Origin of the sequence: Dolichospermum sp. UHCC 0352 (assembly GCF_009711925.1) — a bacterium.
Taxonomy (GTDB): Bacteria; Cyanobacteriota; Cyanobacteriia; order Cyanobacteriales; family Nostocaceae; genus Dolichospermum; species Dolichospermum lemmermannii.
Genome location: NZ_VIKY01000204.1, coordinates 1 through 19391 on the forward strand (window position 1 = coordinate 1; position 19391 = coordinate 19391).

The window sequence follows — 19391 nt, forward strand, 5'->3', positions numbered from 1 at the left end:
TTGCAACACTGTTCCAGTGACCTTAGAACTGTTTAATCACAAGCGACAGAGCAGGGAACTAGCTACGTATTCCGGGGTGTCGTGACTCAAATAACGGCTACCCTTAGACTAGGCTCAGGGTGGTCTGGTCAGTACGGCTTGCTTGATTTCTCTTACAAGCCCAGTCCCTTTAGGGTTGGGTTACTGACAAGCTTGAACTGCTACCGATTCAGTATGCAGCACACTAATAAAATCAAACTCTAAGTTACTAATGGGTTCTTGAGTTTTGGTTTTAGTCATTTTTCGACTCTGTTGGTTATTTAATTAATTTCTACTTATTCCCTGAGATTTATTCATCTGTCTAAAAGCTGATAAAATCCTCTGTTGTGAGTAGAGACGTTTTGTCAAAATGCCGCTACTTATTTAATTTTCGCGCTTCTTGTAATAACTGCTGGGAATTTTTCACCCACTGCAAATTACCTTGAATATTATATAAATCTCTGGCATATTGGAAGACTTGCACAGCTTCTTTATGCTGCTTTAATTGCATAAAAACTAACCCTGCACCATAATAAGCATTAGCATAATTAGGGTTAGCTGCGGCTGATTTTCTGAAAGCTGCTAAAGCTTCGCTTAATTTACCCTGGTTAAATAAAATTGAACCAAGATTATAGTGTGCTTCTGCGTATTTAGGATTGATTTTAATTGCTTGATTAAAAGCTGCTTTTGCTTGCTCAATTTTCCTTTGTTGCAAATAACAGATCCCTAAATGATAGGCTGGTTCAGGAGCATTTTGACTCATTGTTCTGGCTTTTTGAAAAGAGGCGATCGCACTTTCCCAATTTTTTTCCTGTTCCTTAACTAACCCCATGTTATAGTGGGCAAAACCCAGATTTGGATTTAACTTCAAAGCCTGATTTAAATAATCTTGCGCCAATTTTAAATTATTTCCTTCTAATAACGCTCCACCTAAATTTGCAAAAGCTAAAGCAAATTGAGGATCGGCTTGGGTAGCTTGATAAAAAGCATCTGCCGCAGGTTGTAACTGTCCCGATTGTCGTAGTGCTAAACCCAAATTATAGTGCGCTGCTGCTAATTTAGGATCTAGTTTAATAGCTTGACGAAAAGCGGTAATTGCTGCTTCTAATTGTCCTAGTTGAATTGCTTGTAGTCCTTGATTTAACGATTCTGTAGCTGCTTTGCTATTTGAGTTTTGTGCCAGTATTAGAGTAGGGGGAGAATTGGAAAATACGGGTTGAATATTAATACTTAATAATAACAGACTGATTATCCCCAAAATAGGATATTTAATTAATGGTAATTTCATGGATTTATTTCGCGCAATCTCTCTTAGAGATCCCGCAGGGTAGGCACAAAGGAGCAAAGACGCAAAGGAAGATCAGGAAAAATCAATGTTGTTCTGGTAAACTTGGACTTTCGATAATTAATCATAAGACCTCGCGGTAAGTGGGAAACGAGCGCGTCTTTAGACCTGAGAGGGAAGCGACACGAGCGATTTTAATCGCCGTGGTCTTTTTAATTGGCATAACTATATCCATCCTTTTTATGAGTTGCTAAACAATATTTGTGACTAATTCCTTGAACTAATCCGCTATTGGTCGAGATATTAAAAGTTCCACTAGTTCTAATAGCAACTCTCCCAAAATATTCACCTACTTTCTTGCCCGCTGTTACTACTGCTTTTACAATGTCGCCAGTTTGAAAACCTTTAACAAACTTAAACCGTGGAACGTATCTAGAAGGAAAACCAAACTTGTCTGTTCTACAAGATTGTCTAGAACCGTGACCATTAGCAGCAATCAACAATGGTTTAATCCCCTTGATGGTTAGAATTGGGGTTGATTGACCAACACAAGCCGCATCAATCCAGTGAGTTTTTGCTAGATTTTGTTGACTACGATTAAACTTTGTTAAACCTCCTGAACCTGTTTCTACTGGTAGTCCTGTATCTTTCAAAACTCTAAATAATGCCCATCTAGTCGCGTTTACTGCGGCTGCATCAGCCAAAGGACGTTTAGCTTGTTTCAAGATTTTCTGTAATCTTGTTGGGTCTTTTTTGAGGAAGTCTTTAATATCCTTAGTTCCTTTTTTGGTATTACATTTCTCGCAACTCAATGTCAGATTTGTAATTGAATTACTACCTCCTTTTGCACGAGGATGAATGTGTTCTACTTGGAAGGGAACGTCTTTCACTCCACAGTAGGCACATTGTCTATTCCACTTTTCTAGTAAGTATTCTTTAGTTTCGTAACCAGCAAGAGTACCTTGCTGATACTCCTTACCTTGAATATCAGGATTAGCCATTAACTGCATATCAAACCGTACCAATTCTTGACTAATAGCTTCAATTGGTGCGAATTTCCGTAACTTCTTAACCCAAGTTTTGATGTTCTCAACTCGACTTTGTAAACTTGGTGCTAACCATCCATTTGGACGGGTTCTATTCAAGAATCTTGGTTGTCTATAACGGGTTTTCCTGGCACGTCTAGAACGTCTTAGTTGTCGTCTAGAAGTTAAAGCATCTCGAATTACAAAACCTCTATGCTTTAATTCGGCTGCAAATACAACCTCTCCAGTCGAGTCGTTAACTAATGCCATTCCTGTGAATTTTGCACCAGGGTCAATCTTTAATCTTAGAGGTGATACTGGTGAATCTGGACGTGATTCTTTGAGGATAATTGTGAATGGGAATTGTCTGAATACGGCTGCTTTTTTGTTTCTTAATAGTTGTCTAGCTTGCGCTGGATGAATTGGATCTAATGGTCTTTTGTTTGTGTCTAATACTAATGTTTTGGACATAAGTCCCTCCATTTCTGGGTAATGTTAGCTTCGACCTGTTATAAGAGCTTGTTAGGCTGTAAGCACTGTTTCAGTGACTTTAAAACTGTTTAGCTTACAGCGACAGAGCGGGGAACTAGCAACGCATTCCGAGGTGTCGTGACTCAAATAACGGCTACCCTTCGACTACGCTCAGGGTGGTCTGGTCAGTACAGCTTGCAATTTCTTACAAGCTCAGTGGCTTTAGCCCTGAGTTACTGACTCAGTTTAAAAGGATTTGTAAACTTTACACCCTCAACAGTTGCACCTGATGGAAAATCTTCACTGTAAATTTCTTCAATTTGATTGAGTCTTGCTGTTGCCCAAATTTGCGCGTCCCAAAAACTAAAGTTATGGGTTTCTAGTCCACGAATCGCTTCTAGGGAGATTAATTTTGTCATATCAACAATATGGCAAATAGCTAAGTAGTTACGCATTCGCACCAATGCCTCAGCAGGAGTTAAAAGCGAGCGTCTAGTGCGGGTTGTAGCCATAAAAAACTCCCCTATCACCTGGGTACTAATTACTGCTTTCCCCGAACGAATTAACCTATCAACAACTGCGATCGCTTGTTCCTGTTTTGTGGTATCTAATGGATCGTAGATGTACACTAGCATATTAGTATCAATAAAAACTCTACCGTTCATAAAGGTCTTCCCGCTTCCAGTCTCTACCTCCAGCTTGAACAGGTCGAGTTTTGATTTGTGCAATAAATTCTCTTTCGGCTTCCCACAGTGAGATATCGGTTTGGGGGACAGTGATTTCACCAAGATGAAGGTCAATGGCTTGACGGATAATCTCGGCTTCACTTATACCTGTTTGTTGTGCAATCTCTTTGAGTAGATGTTCTTGACGTGGTTGGATATAAATCTGCTTGCGAATTTTGGTTGACACAATTTAGAAGTATATTTAGTGTATACATTACATTATACATTATTTATGGGAAAATTGTGATGCCTTCGTTAATTGAGGTGTTAGTTTTTTCCCTTGGAAGATCATCTGTAAAAACTTCTGGAAAAGCAAACTAAGCTCCTAATTTCTGTACCTAACTCAGATGAAATATGCTGTAAATTCTTCCTTATGTTATTCCAAAATTGTCGTTATCGGTTCTGAAAAGGGAGGAATACCTATTTTAATTCAGCCAGAGTCAGGAGTATCAAAACCTTAAAAGGTTCTCTATTTTTGGACTTTACTTTTCGTTACATATTACTCTTCGAGAAGCCGCTCCGCGTCTACGGTTTTTTCCGTTCACCTACTTAATTGATGTTGCTTAAAATCATAAATTACAATTCTGTATAAGGGTAAAGCATCATGCTAAACCCCTACAAAATCTAACTACAACTTTGTTCCACAATCAGAACAGAAATTATGGTTAGGTTGGTTTTGAGTCCCACAATTGCTGCAAGAAATTGATTCAACTGCGGTTCTTGGTGTTGGCTTAGGTAAACCAACCATTTGCGAGTTATTCTTACCAGGCGCTACCATGGGATAGCAATTTTCATCTCTGGTAATGTGGACATTCACAATTACAGGGCCATTGTGTGCCAGCATTTCGGCAATTTTATCTGCCAATTCTTCCCGCTTAGTAATTACCATCCCCTTGATGCCATAAGCCTGTGCTAAAAGCTCAATATCAGGCATTCCGACTTCCATGTTAGAAGATGAATAACGCTGTCCATAGAAGGCTTCCTGCCACTGCCGCACCATGCCCTGCCAACCGTTATTTAAGATCAAAGTCTTGACATTAATGCCATATTGTGCTAACGTTCCCAACTCCTGCAAACACATTTGGAAACTGGCATCACCGCTGATACAGATTACTTCTTCGTCCGGGAATGCCACCTTTGCACCCATAGCCGCAGGAACACCAAAACCCATTGTTCCTAAACCCGCACTAGAAATCCAGCGTCTTGGACCATTTTTGAGGAATTGGGCTGCCCACATTTGATGTTGACCAACATCTGTAGTATAAAATGCGTGGGGGGCTTGACTACCAACTTCAACAATTACCTCTTGAGGAGAAATGCTGTCGGCATGATGGGGGACAATCAGAGGATAATCTTGTTTCCAACTGTTAATTAAGTTTAACCATTCTTGGTTTTGGTTAGGTGTGGCTTTGGTATTTGCGTCTTGACATCGCCGTAATAAGTCTTTTAAGACGTTTTTGACATCCCCCACAATGGGAACTTGGGGAACGCGGTTTTTACCGACTTCTGCGGGGTCAATATCAATGTGAATGACTTTGGCTAAAGAGGCAAATTCGTCTAATTTACCTGTCACGCGGTCATCAAATCTCGCCCCAACACAAATTAATAAATCGCAATCTGTAACGGCAAAGTTAGCGTAGGCTGTGCCGTGCATTCCCAACATTCCCAAGGACAGGGGATGATGTTCATCAAATGCACCGATACCCATTAAGGTAGTAGTGACGGGGAGATTAAATAATTCTGCCAGTTGTTTGACTTCTTCGTGGGCATTAGCGGCGATCGCTCCTCCCCCAACATACAACAATGGGCGACGACTTTCTCTAATTAATTGAATTGCCGCATTAATTTGGCGCGGATTTCCCTTGACTGTGGGACGGTAGCCAGGTAACTTAATTGAACCCGGTGCCACAGGCACATAATCAAATTCTTCTAACGCTACATCTTTGGGAACATCAATTAAAACAGGTCCAGGTCTACCAGTGCTGGCAATGTGAAAAGCTTCAGCCACAATCCGCGCCATATCTTTGGCATCACGGACTACATAAGAATGCTTAACAATGGGTAAGGTAATTCCATAAATATCTGTTTCCTGAAAAGCATCTGTACCAATGGAAGCTCTTGGTACTTGTCCCGTAACCACAATCATGGGGATAGAATCCATGTAAGCCGTAGCAATACCCGTAACTAAGTTGGTTGCCCCAGGACCGGAAGTACCAAAGCATACTCCTACTTTACCAGTAGCACGGGCGTAACCGTCGGCGGCGTGGGAAGCACCTTGTTCGTGTCTAACTAAGATATGCTTAACATTACCCCCAGCTTCTATTTTATAGAGGTCATCATAAATCGGTAGAATCGCACCACCGGGATAACCAAAAATATGCTCAACACCATGACGGATAAGACTATCTATCAACGCGAAACCGCCAGATGCCCGTTTTGGTGAGGGAACTGACGAATTAGATACGGGAGACTGCTGATTATTTTCAGATTTTGGGAGACTGATTTGAGAAGACGAAACCACAGTTAACCTCAAAGTATAGCTAAAATTAACGCTTAGATTCTGTATTTAAAACTTCATTTTAATGTAAAAATTCTCACAATTGCAGAGAAAGCCGGATTTATTAGCGTTAAGAATGGATTATGATTGTACAATTTTTAGATCACATCTTGCAATACCCGCCGAGTATTTTGCCAAGTCCAGACACCAACAGCCCCGACAACTATACTCATTCCCAACAATACCGCTGATAATCCAAAGGCATTAACTAGCTTTGTGGTAATTAACAAGGGTGCTGTAAGAGCAATATTAATGGCATGATTTTGAAAGCCAAATACCTTACCGTGCATTTCTGGTGGTGTTTGTTGTTGAATCAAAGTTTGCATTGGCACGTTGACAAAAGCTGCACCCACGCCTAAGAAAATACAAAGTCCTAATGCTAGGGGTTGGTTATCAATAAAAATGAATAAACCTAATGAAACCGCCATCATCAAAAATCCGATTAAAGGCAAGGGTTTATGATGGAGACGATGACCAAAATTCCCCAAAATAGCCGCACCTATTACCATACCCACCCCAGCCGCAGCTACGAAAGAGCTAAATTCTTCTGGTGCTAAATGTAACCTAGCCGCCATACCAATGGCTAATTCTATCAGGGCGGCAAATACGCAGTATAATGTAACTATTTGTAGCATAGCATTCCATACCAGCCGATTTTGTTTGAGATAGCGTAGTCCTAACAAAAATTCAGCCCAGGGATTAATTGCGGCTGTTTCTTCGTGAATCCGTTTGTGTTCTTGAAACTGAATCGGCATCATAATCACGGCAGAAATTAGATATAAGCAGCCAACGACCAATTCTTTACCAAAGCCCTTATTAAAGGTTTCAAACCAATTCAACATCGGAGTAGCCACCGCATTACCAATAATTAATGCAGCCATCATTGTGCTGCTAAATAAGGCATTGGCAGCCATTAAACCTTCTTTTCTTACCAACAGGGGAATTGAAGCCTGTTCTGCTGGGGCAAAAAACTGGGTAACGGTGGAGATAGAAAAGGTGAAGAATAAAAGTATCCCAAATTCTCGTGGCAGGAAGGGAATTAACAGCATGAATATCCCCCGTACCACATCTGAACCCACCATAATCAGTTTTTTTGGCACACGGTCAACGATCACACCACCGGCAGAACCAAACAATATTGCGGGTACGGTAAATGCCATATACAAATAGAAGCGTGCATCACCGCCTATCTGATTCGGGGGTAAATAGAGTTGCAGTAAGGCAATCATTAAGACAAAGAATACCTTATCAGCTAATTGGGAAATTAGTTGACCAATCCACAGGAGCATAAAACCCCGGTTTTTCAGCAGTCCGGTAAAACCGTTATTAACAGCAGTAGGTTCAGTGGGAAACATCAGATACTTGGGAATGGGGAATAAATAGTCACTATTTCTCTTTATAGCGTTCTAAGAGGAAATTGAGAAATTCAGATGCACTGAGGTAGTTTTTGGTGGGAGAGAACCCCAATGATGGATTTACCCATTGGCCTGGGACAGATTGGGGGGAATGCCACATTGATAAATGGTCAACTGCTGGCTCGGCATAAAAGTTGTTTTCTCCCATACCGAGATAAGCTGAAGTCCAATGGGTGTAATAATCATGACTTAAACGATGAATCGGGAAATTGCCCGCTAGAGGGACTCCCCAACCATCAATAGCAATGAAGGCTTGCACATGACCGCCCAAAAGTTGCCACGCTGTGGCTGCACCTATGCCTCCAATTACACCAGCACTAAAACATAAGAATATAACAGGCGATTTTAACTTATTACCGAGGCGATTGTGCAAAAAATGTAAAATATGAAATGTTGATAAAGTTAAATAACCCTGTTCAGGATAAACCAGTATATCTACGGAGTTTTGATGACTTTGATTCAAGCACCCTTGGATAAAGCTTTTAGTTAATTCTGGTTCATGGATTCCCGGACAAATAATAATGGGCATTTATTTTTTATCTTTGAAAAGTCTGCAAAAAATTAAAGGTATTTTCGCGCAAAGACGCAAAGGAGCAAAGACGCAAAGAAAGAGATTAACTCAGATTGTGGTCTAATACATGAAAACTGCTGTAAGAATATATTACATGAGTGGTATAGTATTGACCTATTTATTCCTTGATAATGAGTTTTGGGACAACTTTAAACAACTGCCTAAATATGCTAACTAACAATTTATTAAATCTCCCTCTCATGGGTTGCGGTACTTGGGCTTGGGGGAATCAACTACTCTGGGGGTACGATGAAAGTATGGATAACCAATTACAAGAGGTTTTTAATCTCTGTATTGGCAATGGTATTACATTATTTGATACGGGTGATTCCTACGGTACTGGCAAGTTAAAGGGACGCAGTGAGTTACTTTTAGGAAAATTTGCCCAAGCATATCAAGGCTTAAATCAAGAGCATATTTGCATTGCTACTAAGTTAGCTGCATACCCTTGGAGATGGACTAGAAATTCAATTATATCAGCTTGTCATGCCTCGGCAAAAAGATTAGGACGCAATGTTGATTTGGTGCAAATGCACTGGTCTACTGCTAATTATGCACCTTGGCAAGAGGTGGGTTTATTAGATGGTTTAGGTGATTTATATGAGCAAGGTTTAGTTAAAGGTGTGGGTTTATCTAATTATGGTACAAAACGACTTTTATGGGTACATAAAAGATTTCAGGAAAGAGGTATACCGATTAAAACTTTGCAGGTACAATATTCGCTTTTATCTACTTATCCTGTGACGGAATTAGGTTTAAAGGAAGTTTGTGATGATTTGGGAATTGCATTAATTGCTTATAGTCCTTTAGGGTTGGGTTTATTAACCGGGAAGTTTTCGGAAAATGGCAGTTTTCCTAAAGGTATTCGCGGTTTTTTATGTAAGCAGCTATTACCAGGAATGAAGCCGCTTTTAGGCTGTTTGGGAGAAATAGCAAATACGAGAAATAAAACTATGTCTCAAGTGGCTATTAATTGGTGCATTAGTAAAGGCACAATTCCCATTCCTGGGGCTAAAAGTTTGAAACAAGCAAAGGAGAATATTGGGGCTTTGGGGTGGGTTTTGAGTGATGGTGAGGTGGTAGAGTTGGATAATGCTGCTGATAGGGTAGAGAAGAAAATGGTGCAGAATATTTTTCAGACAAGGTGAGATAAAAACAAATATCTAAAAAATAGAATAATGTTAATGCGTCCTAATCCACTATTTATTAGTAATACTGATTGTGGGTCACACTACTATATATATTTTTGTAAAATTATTTGCCAAGCTTGAATATGAGAATCTTTAACTTCTGTTGAATTTTTAGCATCTTTTACTAATTCTTCTGTATATGTTTTGATAAATTCATGATAATCTTCTATAAAACGCAGGTAATATTTTAAGGTGTTCACAATACCATTAGCAATAATTTCTAACCCACGTTCTCTTTTAATTTTCAAAATCAATTCATTAATATATTTTTCTTCATCTTTATTAAGAAAACAGTCTTTGTATGTAGTTAGAATATAATACCTTTTTATTGTTGTATTTGCAGATTTTTTTACTATATCTAATATCATATTTCTATCAATAGGAATATTGTGTTTTATCTCTAATATTTCAAAGGGATTGTTATGGTTATCCCTTATTTCTATATCACCATAACCATGTTTATCAGCAGAAGTATGAACATTTAAAGGTAGTAATACTTTATTTTCAAATCTGCGGACAGTTTTAAATATTTGTTTATAGATAGCAAAAATTACAATTACTGGTAATCTAGAACTTAAAGGTTCTTCAAAATGTCTTTCTACCATTTTCAGCACTGTATTAATATTGATAATATTTACAGAATTAACAATTTCTAAAGTTTCTGTAAAAACTATTTCTTGAGATTGGGAAATAAGATATAATTGTGCTAAGATATAAACTAAACAATTTTCAATATCAATTGTTTGATTTTCAATTTTATCAATTAGTTGTAAAAAAGGTGTAACTAAGCTTTTACTCCTTAATGGTAATTTAAATCCCTCCTCAAAATTCCAGATAATGTCTGCGCGTGTTGCTTTAGTTAAAAAACCAGTTTCCTTATTAGCATATCTTGGAAAATATTCTTTAAAGAATGGAATAGTTACTTTGTTATCAAGTCCTCTAGCATAATATCCATTAGGAAATTTCTTTTGATGTAATCTGATATCTTGCTCTGGTTTAATTATTTTCTTGAGTAAACTGGTAATAATTACCTGAATTAAAGATTTATCGGTTTCTATTTTTTGAATAAAAATATCTACACAAGTTCTTATTTCTTGATCAAATTCTGTAAATGATTGATTTTTAACTAATTCAAGTGCTTGCTGATAGCATTTCTCTAATGCGGCAATTTCTTGACTATATTTATTTTTATTTTTCATATAAATAATTCCTGCTGCTGAGAATCAGATTCTTCCATACGGTTATTAGCTAAGTTTACATAATCAGGATTGATTTCAATTCCTAAATAATTTCTATTTAAATTTCTAGCTGCGATACAAGTTGTACCACTACCACAAAAAGGATCAAGGACAAAATCACCTTGTTGAGTTAATAATTTAATCAGTTCTTGAATAATATACATCGGATAAACTGCTGGATGATGATTATTTTTAGTAATCTCTACCGGACTTTCAATAATGTCTTTTTTCATCGTGTTTCCTAAAATTCTAATAATAGTAAAACCATTATTCTTGATTTGGTTATTTCTTCCTCCATCTTGTCCACCATAAGCTAATTTATGTACACCATGAATTTTCATTCTAAATCCTTCAATTTCTCCATTGTGTACTGCTAAAATAGCTTGATTTAATGCTTTAATAGCATTATTTTTTTGTTCTTCACTTAAATCAGAATTTTTGATTAATTCCACATATTTTTTACCTAATTTATCAGAGGGTTTACTTTTAACGCTTTTGTTAAAACTATCCAAGTGTTGTAAATAATTATCCAAATTAAAATAATAATCTTTTGATTTAGCAAATATGAAAAAAGGTTCTGTAGCTTGTATTAATTTTCTTTTATCTTGACGTGGTGTAGGATTGAGTTTTGACCATGTAATTTGATTAATAAGAAAAATATTTTGATTTTGGGTGGCTTGAATTGCAAATTTATAAGGAATTAGAGATAAACTTCCGTTGATATATTTATCTCCTAAATTAAAAACTATTACTCCAGTTTTTTTTAAAACGCGCACACATTCCCCAAAAACTGTGAGGATATTTTTTAAATATTCTGATTCAGTTGTTTCATTACCAATACCTAAATCACCATTTCCATAATTACGTTGCTGAAAATATGGTGGTGAAGTAATGATTAAATCAAAAGTATCATCTTCTATTTGTTTGAGTACAGATAAATTATCCCCAAGAATAATTTTATTTTTGAGGTCTGATATTGCTCGTAATTTCATGTGACTTTATGCAATTTAAATTTAATCTCTAATTATGTATTTCAGTGTAACAGGTTTTGTATTTTTTAAAACATTCTCTCAATAAAATTTAATAATTTAACTTTTCAAGCATCAATCACACGCACATAAGCACTACATCAGAAAAACGTGATATTTTGAGTATAATGTAAGTTACAGGTTAAATACTCAATATTCAAGAATACTATAAAATTAGCAATGCTAGAAAAATCAAGATTATATTTCCCAACTCTTACCAAATCCAAGTATCAACCCCAAAGCCAAGATACAGCAATAGAAGCTGATATTTATTTCTTTCAAAAATGGCGACAACTATCATTAAAACAACGCATAGAAAGATTTATTAGCCATGAACGAGGAGTAAAAAAACTATGTCTGATAGGAATTAAATCTCGAAATCGCAATTCAACTATACAGGAAATTCGTAATTTATTTACCCGTGCTGTGTTAGGAGAAAAATTTACTCCTGATTTTCAACCAAAAGGTATTAAGGAAAATATGTGGATTCAAGATTCAATTTCTTTAGCAGGAGAACTACATCAACTTTTTGAATCAATTAATATTGATTATTATGTAAGTGGAGGTGTTGCTAGTTCTATTCATGGAGAACCACGTTCTACTCGTGATTTAGATTTGGTGATAGAATTTAAACCAAATCAAATAGATTTACTGGTAAAAACTTTAGAAGCATCTGGATATTATTGTCCAGCAGGTGCGGTAGAAGATTTGCAACAAGGTTTGGGAAATATGTTGAATATTACCCATACAGAAACTATTGCTAATGCTGATATATATATTACTGACAATTCACCTTTTGCAATATCTCAAATGCAGCGGAGAATATTAGTTGATTTAGATGGAATACCTGCTTTTTGGATAGCTTCAGCAGAAGATATTATTTTACAGAAACTTCGCTGGGGAAAGGGAAGTAAATCAGAAAAACAATGGCGCGATGTTTTGGGGATAATTAAGTTACAAGCAGAAATTTTGGATTATGGTTATTTAACAGAATGGGCGGAAAATTTAGATTTAGTTGTTGATTTAAGTGAGGTATTAACTCAAGCTGGGATATGAAATAAATATAAAAATCTCTCATGCTTAGAAACCCAACTTCTCTAAGAAGTCAGAAATCTTATGTTGATCACCCCCATAATTTGCTAAACTCCAATTTTGTCAAGGCAACAAAAATCTGAGTATTGGGAATTGAGAGAGGTTCGCAAAGTGGTGGAAAGTGAAGACGTAGAACAAATTTATCCCCAGGATTTTTCATGGCGGTTTTGGACTGTTGTGCCAATTTACCCTTATGGTCAACGGCATACTATCCGTAAAGAAGTTGTCAAAGATACCATCTGGACCTTTGATCAATTGCAGGGAATTTTCTATGTAGTTGTGCCAATTCGCATGACTGTAGTTAAGCTGGAACAGGGCGGTTTGCTGGTTTATGCACCTGTCGCACCAACGGGAGAATGTGTTCGCTTGCTGAATGAGTTGGTAGCAGAACACGGTGATGTTAAGTATATTATTTTGCCCACGATATCAGGAATAGAACATAAAGTATTCGTTGGTCCATTTGCGCGACGCTTTCCCACTGCACAGGTATTTGTCGCTCCCGGACAATGGAGTTTTCCGATCAATCTGCCTTTGAGTTGGTTGGGTTTACCCGGTAAACGGACTCATATACTGCCTGAAAATAGCCAGGAAGCCCCTTTTGCTGAAGATTTTGATTATGCAACCATCGGACCGATTGATTTGGGTTTGGGTAAGTTTGCAGAGGTGGTTTTTTTCCACAAGCGATCGCACATTCTCTTAGTTACAGATACCATAGTTTCAGTACCAGCAGAGCCACCTGCAATTGTCCAACTTGACCCCTATCCCTTACTCTACCACGCGAAGGATAAAGCCTTTGACATCGTTGCAGATACCTCAGCAAACCGCCGTAAAGGGTGGCAGCGAATCACATTATTTGCCTTGTATTTCAGTCCCAGTGTGTTAGAAGTACCTACATGGGGTGAAGTATGGCGTGATGCCGAAAAAGCTCCAGAACGTTCGAGAAAAGCCTATTTCGGGTTTTTCCCCTTCCAATGGCGGGAAAATTGGCAAGATTCATTTGATATTTTACAAGGAAATGGGCGGATATTTGTTGCCCCAATTTTACAAAGTTTGATTTTAAATCGCGCACCCACAGAAACAATAAATTGGGCTAATAAAGTTGCCAGTTGGGATTTTCAATGGATTATTCCCTGTCATTTTAATGCCCCGATTAAAGTCGAACCGCAACAATTTCGTCAAGCATTTGCGTTTTTAGAAAAACAGCCTGTTGAGGGTTTAGTTAGTAGTAATAGCTATTCTTTGCCGGAGGATGATTTTAAGTTATTGAGAGATATTGATTCAGGTTTAAATAAGTTGGGTATTGTGCCACCAGCAAAAGAGAAAGTGTAATTATAAATAAACTGACAATGAGGTAGGTGTTTCAGTCTGTACACTTAGCATAAATAGACATCAGGATTTTTTATGAATATTTATCTGGGAATATTTCGGGTTTTAAAAATGAGTTTTTTTCTACATCCTGTACATCCTTAAATCCTGGAAATCTATCATTTGTCAATAGGTAAATGACAAAAATACCTTTGTTTCGGGTTTGATTTTTAGTTTGCCCCTTTGCCTTTGCAAGAAATAAAAAATATTAATAATTGCTATACTAGAAAAATTACAACTATCTCATAGTAACCGTAAAAATATATGACTCTTAGCCAATTTCAACCCTATATTTCCATAGAAGAATACTTACAAGCTGAAAAATCTAGCCCTATTAAACATGAATATATCCAAGGGCAAATTTACGCAATGGCTGGTGCTAGTGATGCCCATGTAACAATTACTGCTAACTTAGTTGCCCTTTTAAGAAATCATATTCGTGGTACAGGATGTCGGCTTTACGTCGCTGACATGAAAGCAAGAATTGAATCTCTAGATATTTTCTATTATCCTGATATTATGGTAACTTGTGATTCAAGAGATACACAATTTGAATATTTTAAACGATATCCGAGTTTAATCATTGAAGTTTTATCACCTTCTACAGAAGCCTTAGACAGAGGTGATAAATTTAGTGATTATCAAGAATTAGACACTTTACAAGAATATGTTTTAGTTAGTCAAAATCGGCAACGAATTGATTGTTTCCGGCGCAATTCCGAAGAAAGATGGGTTCTTTATAGCTATAGAGGAAATCAACAATTAGAATTAACCAGTGTGAATTTTTCTTGTCCTCTCGCTGATGTTTATGAGGATGTTGCTTTTCCTCCAAATTTAAGTAAATAAAATTCTAAAGATGAGTTTTTTCTACATCCTGAAAATGCTTAATTGTCTGATAGCGTAGCGTGGCGCAAGCCATATCAGGATGCTCAGGATTAGAGGATTTACAGGATTTTTTATGAATATTTATCTGGGAATATTTCAGGTTTTTAAGATGAGTTTTTTCTTCATCCTGAAAATGCTTAGTTGTCTGAATCAGGATTTCCAGGATTAGAGGATTTACAGGATTTTTTATGAATATTTATCTGAGAATATTTCAGGTTTTAAAGATGAGTTTTTTCTACATCCTCTACATCCTTAAATCCTGGATATCCTGATTCAGACAGTAGGGTGTGTAAGAGGATGTTTGAAAAGTATCAGAATTAATCGAGATCCCCCCAACCCCCCTTACAAAGGGGGGCTAAATTCCTCAAAGTCCCCCTTTTTAAGGGGGATTTAGGGGGATATGCGGGTGTCAGATCCCACACGAGAAAGTTTTCAAACATCCTCTAAGCGAAGCGTAATGCACCAAAATTGATTAAATTTAATCTCATGAATTAATGTGAGTTACGTCGCGCTCATAATTTAATCTATATTTCATAATATTTTCGCGCTTCTAACGCATCCTACAAACTATTTTTTTGTATTAATTTCAATAAGACTAACTCCATCATTATTGATGACTAATGAACAAAATATTCCTACCTTTTGATATTTATCCTGATTAAGGAAATCATCTACGGCAAAAGATGTCATTATACATACATCTTTTAGTATTGTGCCTTCTACTTGCCAGTCCCAAATTCTACACCTTAAATCTCTGGGTACATCAACTAAAGAAATAGCCCTAATCAAAGGATCAACTGGTGAACCATAACAAATTCTTCCATTGTAAATCCTTCCACTTATATGATGACAAGACCTTACGTCTTGACTACAAATATTACAGATTGATTTCTTCATCAAAATCTCCGGGCTTATATATTTTCCAATTCCAAAAGAAACTTCAAAAAATTTATCTATTGATTGTATATCATTTAACACAATATCTATTATTTCAGTTTCACTTAGGTACTGATAGACAAAGCCAAGTCTATCTTTACAGTCTTGCAATACTATCCAATTGTAATTAACTTCTTTGTGAGACTTATTCCATTCCTTATCTCTCATTATTTGTTTGAGATATGAAAATTCTTGCAAACCTCTAAATAGAATTGCAGAAATAAGAAGTTTGTTATAATTAATATTTATTTCTCCCCAATAACTAAGTTCAATAGTAGTTTTACAAAAATTAATAAAATTTAGGCATAATTTTTTTGCTCTTTCATATTTTTTATTTATAATTAATTTATACCACTTATAGAAATATTTATAAGTTTCTTCATCTAAATTATCTTCATTGATTTTAGTTGTTATTATCCTTTGGATTGACATTCTTAATATCATTGATAATTTTCTGAAAGTCTTCAAAATTTCCATCATAGTTTATAGAACGATATATATTATTTCCTTCTATTATTCTCAATTCAATATGAATTTTATTATTATTTTCCCCTTCTATACTTTTTGTTGAAAAATTTTGCTTTTTCTGAAGTTCAAGTGTTAATAAACTGGATATAACCGCAGTTAAGACTGGTATGGCTAGTTTATCTAAAATATAGGTTACACCAAACCATAATTCTATACCTCTACGTTCCAATTCTACCGTTTCTAACCCCAGATCATAAGAATTTGCACACTTAATTCCTGCTTCTCTTAAAAGTTTGCAAAAGTTTGCATTATGGGCAGTATCTATTAATTCTTCTTCTGTTGAAGCTGTTTCTATATTCTCAGGTAAACAAAGTACCTGATAGGCTTTAATTTTTTCAAAATCTAAACCATGTTTTTCTAGTTGTTTCATACTTTTCATTATGTATTTTACCCTTTTGATATTTTTGTCAAGTTAAAGTTCAGTAACATTAGTAATTTAAGTTTATCACGCAATCACCCTATTTCTTCCTTCGCTTCCTTCGTCCCTTCGTGGTTCATTAACTCTGCGCCTTTGCTCCTTAGCGACTTTGCGCGAAACCTTCATAATCCAGGGGCGGACAAACCGCCCCCATTAAAATCAGGTAACACCAAAAACAATCACCAAGCCCAAAACAGCCCCAAAAACGATCAGAGCATAGAATTGAACCCGACCATTTTCCAAGTATTTCAAACCTTCACCACTGACAAGAGTAAAGAAACCCGTGAGATTGACAGCGCCGTCAACAACACGGAAATCAACTTCCATAACTTGTCTAGCCACACGACGCAAACCAAGTACAAAGACACGATGATAAATGTCATCAAAGTACCACTTGTTCAAAGATAAATCGTATAGCGGTTGAATGTTTTTAGCGATCGCACTAGGATCAATTTTGCGAGCCAAATACATCAGCACCGCCAAAGTAATCCCAATCACAGAAATCGCCACAGAACTACCCGCCATCACATAAAACTCATGGGGGTCAAATTCCGCAGCCTTTTCCATAACTTCCGCTAAAGTTTCGCTAGGAGGAAAGATAAACTGCTCAAAATAATTGGCGTAGGGAGTACCCACCAAACCAATCAACATTGAAGGAATAGCCAAAACCACCAACGGTAAACTCATCGTCCAAGGAGACTCATGAGGCTCATGGCTGTGGGAGTCATGGGAGTGACTGGCCAATTCACCCTTTTTCATCGCCCCAGGACCAAAATTAGGCACTAGTTCTAATGTCCCTGACTTTTCAGCCAAAGCAGCAGCCGCATTTTTGAGTTTTACCTTGATTTTCTCGTCATTACCCCGGAATTTACCTTCAAATGTTGAGAAATACATTCTAAACATATAAAAAGCTGTAATCCCCGCTGTCACCCAACCAATAAACCACAGGAAGGGGTTAGCAGCAAAAGCCGCGCCGAGAATTTCATCTTTTGACCAGAAACCAGCAAAGGGAGGAATCCCCGCAATGGCCAAGCAACCAATCAAAAACGTGAAACTTGTCACGGGCATATATTTCCGCAGTCCCCCCATTAAGCGCATATCCTGCGCTAATACAGGGTCATGACCAACAACTGCTTCCATGCCATGAATTACCGAACCAGAACCCAAGAATAGCATCGCTTTAAAATAAGCGTGGGTCATGAGGTGGAATAATCCCGCACTGTAAGCGCCCACACCCATAGCCATGACCATGTAACCAAGTTGGGAAATGGTGGAATAAGCCAAACCCTTTTTGATGTCGTTTTGGGTAATGGCGATAGTTGCTCCTAAAAACGCTGTAAATGCGCCAGTATAAGCAATTACGTTCATTGCGGCTGGGACATTTTCAAATACTGGGTACATCCGGGCAATTAGGAATACACCCGCCGCTACCATTGTTGCCGCATGAATTAGGGCAGAAATAGGTGTAGGACCTTCCATGGCATCTGGTAGCCAGACATGGAGGGGGAATTGGGCAGATTTAGCTACAGGGCCAAGGAAGACGAGAATTGCCAACAGAATGGCGAGGAAATTGCTAATAGAGCCGGTTTCTACTAGGTTGGATAGGCGATCGCCCATAACCATGAAATCAAAGCTGCCTGTCGCCCAGAACAGCCCCAAAATGCCCAATAATAAACCGAAGTCACCGACCCGATTTGTGACAAATGCCTTTTGACAAGCATCTGCTGCGGCTTTGCGGTCATACCAAAAGCCCACTAGGAGGTAGGAACACATCCCCACCAATTCCCAGAAAATGTAAACTTGTACTAGGTTGGGACTGACCACCAAACCTAACATGGAAGAGCCAAACAAGCTGAGATAGGCATAAAACCGCACATAACCCGGATCATGCGCCATGTAGCCATCGGTGTAAATCATCACCAAAACGGCTACTGTGGTGACAATCACCAGCATTAGAGATGTCAGGTGGTCAATAGTGTAGCCCATCGTCAGGTGAAAATTCCCGGCTGCTACCCATTCCACAGTCCAAAGATAAGACGCATGGCCTTGAAATTGACTCCACAGCAAAGCCAACGACAGTGCCATAGAAGCCCCCATGAGGGAGATAATAACTACAGCATTCAACTGTCGCAGGCGGTTTGTCACCTGATTTATCGAGATTAGCCCTAGACCGACCAGCATTGCTCCCAAGAGAGGTAATACTGGAATCAGCCAGGCATACTGATAGATTACTTCCATCACTAACGCCTACTTTTAGAATTCTGTACAAATATATTGAATTGAGAAGATGCCCAAAAAATGAAAATTCAATTGGGGATTGCTGATTGAAAAGAAATAAGCTACTTCTGATAGCCCAATACTTTCAAGTTAGCTTGAATTTTCCCACTTCAAACTTGAGTTAACTGAATAATCAGAACTGCTAATAATTGTGACACACACCCTTGAGGATAAAATACCCCACCTGATACCCTTTAGGTGGAGTGTTAAGCATGGTTTTATATTTGGTCAGTTGTTAGTAGGGGCGAAGCATTTGGAAGATAAATTATCGGACATTGCCAAAAATAGTTCTCCAAATGCTTCGCCCGTACAGCGAAGCATTTGGAAGATAAATTATCGGACATTGCCAAAAATAGTTCTCCAAATG

The 19391-nt window shown here is 37.6% G+C and carries 16 protein-coding genes and 1 pseudogene; 5 read left to right on the plus strand and 12 right to left on the minus strand.

Annotated features, from left to right (window positions below; translation table 11 throughout):
* Positions 1 to 394: 394 nt before the first annotated feature.
* From FJR06_RS14365 to FJR06_RS14395, 7 genes are all read right to left on the minus strand, one after another.
* Complete coding sequence (locus FJR06_RS14365; protein ID WP_015081055.1) at positions 395 to 1306, minus strand: lipopolysaccharide assembly protein LapB; 912 nt, start codon at positions 1304 to 1306, stop codon at positions 395 to 397.
* A gap of 209 nt (positions 1307 to 1515) precedes the next feature.
* Positions 1516 to 2799, minus strand: a complete 1284-nt coding sequence (gene iscB / locus FJR06_RS14370) for an RNA-guided endonuclease IscB (RefSeq protein ID WP_015081054.1) — start codon at positions 2797 to 2799, stop codon at positions 1516 to 1518.
* A gap of 233 nt (positions 2800 to 3032) precedes the next feature.
* Entirely contained in the window at positions 3033 to 3464 is a 432-nt protein-coding gene (locus tag FJR06_RS14375) for a PIN domain-containing protein (RefSeq protein ID WP_168651676.1), read from the minus strand.
* Positions 3454 to 3711: a ribbon-helix-helix domain-containing protein gene (locus tag FJR06_RS14380; protein ID WP_015081052.1), complete on the minus strand. Its 258-nt coding sequence runs from the start codon at positions 3709 to 3711 to the stop codon at positions 3454 to 3456. The genes FJR06_RS14375 and FJR06_RS14380 overlap by 11 nt, the downstream gene beginning before the upstream one ends.
* Before the next feature lie 441 nt (positions 3712 to 4152).
* Complete coding sequence (gene ilvB, locus FJR06_RS14385; protein WP_015081051.1) at positions 4153 to 6045, minus strand: biosynthetic-type acetolactate synthase large subunit; 1893 nt, start codon at positions 6043 to 6045, stop codon at positions 4153 to 4155.
* Positions 6046 to 6179: 134 nt separating this feature from the next.
* Complete coding sequence (locus tag FJR06_RS14390) at positions 6180 to 7436, minus strand: MFS transporter (RefSeq protein ID WP_015081050.1); 1257 nt, start codon at positions 7434 to 7436, stop codon at positions 6180 to 6182.
* 31 nt (positions 7437 to 7467) lie between these two features.
* Entirely contained in the window at positions 7468 to 8025 is a 558-nt protein-coding gene (locus tag FJR06_RS14395) for a hypothetical protein (protein WP_015081049.1), read from the minus strand.
* A 209-nt stretch (positions 8026 to 8234) separates the two neighbouring features.
* Here FJR06_RS14395 and FJR06_RS14400 point away from each other — a divergent pair, with 209 nt between their 5' ends.
* Complete coding sequence (locus FJR06_RS14400; RefSeq protein ID WP_015081048.1) at positions 8235 to 9215, plus strand: aldo/keto reductase; 981 nt, start codon at positions 8235 to 8237, stop codon at positions 9213 to 9215.
* 86 nt (positions 9216 to 9301) lie between these two features.
* Here FJR06_RS14400 and FJR06_RS14405 read toward each other — a convergent pair whose 3' ends face one another.
* Both FJR06_RS14405 and FJR06_RS14410 read right to left on the minus strand, forming a co-directional pair.
* A complete protein-coding gene (locus FJR06_RS14405) occupies positions 9302 to 10456 on the minus strand; it encodes a hypothetical protein (protein WP_015081047.1) in 1155 nt (384 codons plus the stop codon).
* Positions 10453 to 11487, minus strand: coding sequence for a site-specific DNA-methyltransferase (locus FJR06_RS14410; RefSeq protein WP_015081046.1), 1035 nt, complete (start codon positions 11485 to 11487; stop codon positions 10453 to 10455). The genes FJR06_RS14405 and FJR06_RS14410 overlap by 4 nt, the downstream gene beginning before the upstream one ends.
* 216 nt (positions 11488 to 11703) lie before the next feature.
* Between FJR06_RS14410 and FJR06_RS14415 the strand changes: the two genes are divergently transcribed.
* From FJR06_RS14415 to FJR06_RS14425, 3 genes are all read left to right on the plus strand, one after another.
* Positions 11704 to 12579 carry a hypothetical protein gene (locus tag FJR06_RS14415; protein WP_015081045.1) on the plus strand — a complete coding sequence of 292 codons (876 nt, stop codon included), beginning with the start codon at positions 11704 to 11706 and terminating at the stop codon, positions 12577 to 12579.
* A 147-nt stretch (positions 12580 to 12726) separates the two neighbouring features.
* The gene (locus FJR06_RS14420; RefSeq protein ID WP_168651677.1) at positions 12727 to 13944 is read left to right on the plus strand and encodes a DUF4336 domain-containing protein; all 1218 of its coding nucleotides are present in this window, start codon (positions 12727 to 12729) and stop codon (positions 13942 to 13944) included.
* Positions 13945 to 14244: 300 nt separating this feature from the next.
* Positions 14245 to 14826 (plus strand): Uma2 family endonuclease, encoded by a 582-nt coding sequence (locus tag FJR06_RS14425; protein ID WP_168634012.1) that lies wholly within the window; start codon positions 14245 to 14247, stop codon positions 14824 to 14826.
* A gap of 606 nt (positions 14827 to 15432) precedes the next feature.
* Here FJR06_RS14425 and FJR06_RS14430 read toward each other — a convergent pair.
* The 3 genes from FJR06_RS14430 to FJR06_RS14440 form a co-directional block, all read right to left on the minus strand.
* Entirely contained in the window at positions 15433 to 16233 is an 801-nt protein-coding gene (locus FJR06_RS14430; RefSeq protein ID WP_015081042.1) for a hypothetical protein, read from the minus strand.
* Positions 16205 to 16699, minus strand: coding sequence for a hypothetical protein (locus FJR06_RS14435; RefSeq protein WP_148279066.1), 495 nt, complete (start codon positions 16697 to 16699; stop codon positions 16205 to 16207). Before FJR06_RS14435 ends, FJR06_RS14430 begins: the two co-directional genes overlap by 29 nt.
* Positions 16700 to 16906: 207 nt before the next feature.
* Positions 16907 to 18985 carry an NAD(P)H-quinone oxidoreductase subunit 5 gene (locus tag FJR06_RS14440; RefSeq protein WP_168651679.1) on the minus strand — a complete coding sequence of 693 codons (2079 nt, stop codon included), beginning with the start codon at positions 18983 to 18985 and terminating at the stop codon, positions 16907 to 16909.
* A 190-nt stretch (positions 18986 to 19175) separates the two neighbouring features.
* On the opposite strand from FJR06_RS14440, the pseudogene FJR06_RS14445 reads away from it, so the two are divergent.
* Positions 19176 to 19391 (plus strand): annotated as a pseudogene (locus tag FJR06_RS14445) (hypothetical protein); the annotation flags it as partial.

Bases quoted from the DNA above. Each gene is read 5' to 3' on its own strand.
- iscB (WP_015081054.1), bottom strand. From the start codon at position 2,799: ATGTCCAAAACATTAGTATTAGACACAAACAAAAGACCATTAGATCCA.
- FJR06_RS14425 (WP_168634012.1), top strand. From the start codon at position 14,245: ATGACTCTTAGCCAATTTCAACCCTATATTTCCATAGAAGAATACTTA.
- FJR06_RS14365 (WP_015081055.1), bottom strand. From the start codon at position 1,306: ATGAAATTACCATTAATTAAATATCCTATTTTGGGGATAATCAGTCTG.
- FJR06_RS14395 (WP_015081049.1), bottom strand. From the start codon at position 8,025: ATGCCCATTATTATTTGTCCGGGAATCCATGAACCAGAATTAACTAAA.
- FJR06_RS14375 (WP_168651676.1), bottom strand. From the start codon at position 3,464: ATGAACGGTAGAGTTTTTATTGATACTAATATGCTAGTGTACATCTAC.
- FJR06_RS14405 (WP_015081047.1), bottom strand. From the start codon at position 10,456: ATGAAAAATAAAAATAAATATAGTCAAGAAATTGCCGCATTAGAGAAA.
- FJR06_RS14440 (WP_168651679.1), bottom strand. From the start codon at position 18,985: ATGGAAGTAATCTATCAGTATGCCTGGCTGATTCCAGTATTACCTCTC.
- FJR06_RS14430 (WP_015081042.1), bottom strand. From the start codon at position 16,233: ATGTCAATCCAAAGGATAATAACAACTAAAATCAATGAAGATAATTTA.
- FJR06_RS14390 (WP_015081050.1), bottom strand. From the start codon at position 7,436: ATGTTTCCCACTGAACCTACTGCTGTTAATAACGGTTTTACCGGACTG.
- FJR06_RS14435 (WP_148279066.1), bottom strand. From the start codon at position 16,699: ATGAAACAACTAGAAAAACATGGTTTAGATTTTGAAAAAATTAAAGCC.
- FJR06_RS14415 (WP_015081045.1), top strand. From the start codon at position 11,704: ATGCTAGAAAAATCAAGATTATATTTCCCAACTCTTACCAAATCCAAG.
- FJR06_RS14400 (WP_015081048.1), top strand. From the start codon at position 8,235: ATGCTAACTAACAATTTATTAAATCTCCCTCTCATGGGTTGCGGTACT.
- FJR06_RS14410 (WP_015081046.1), bottom strand. From the start codon at position 11,487: ATGAAATTACGAGCAATATCAGACCTCAAAAATAAAATTATTCTTGGG.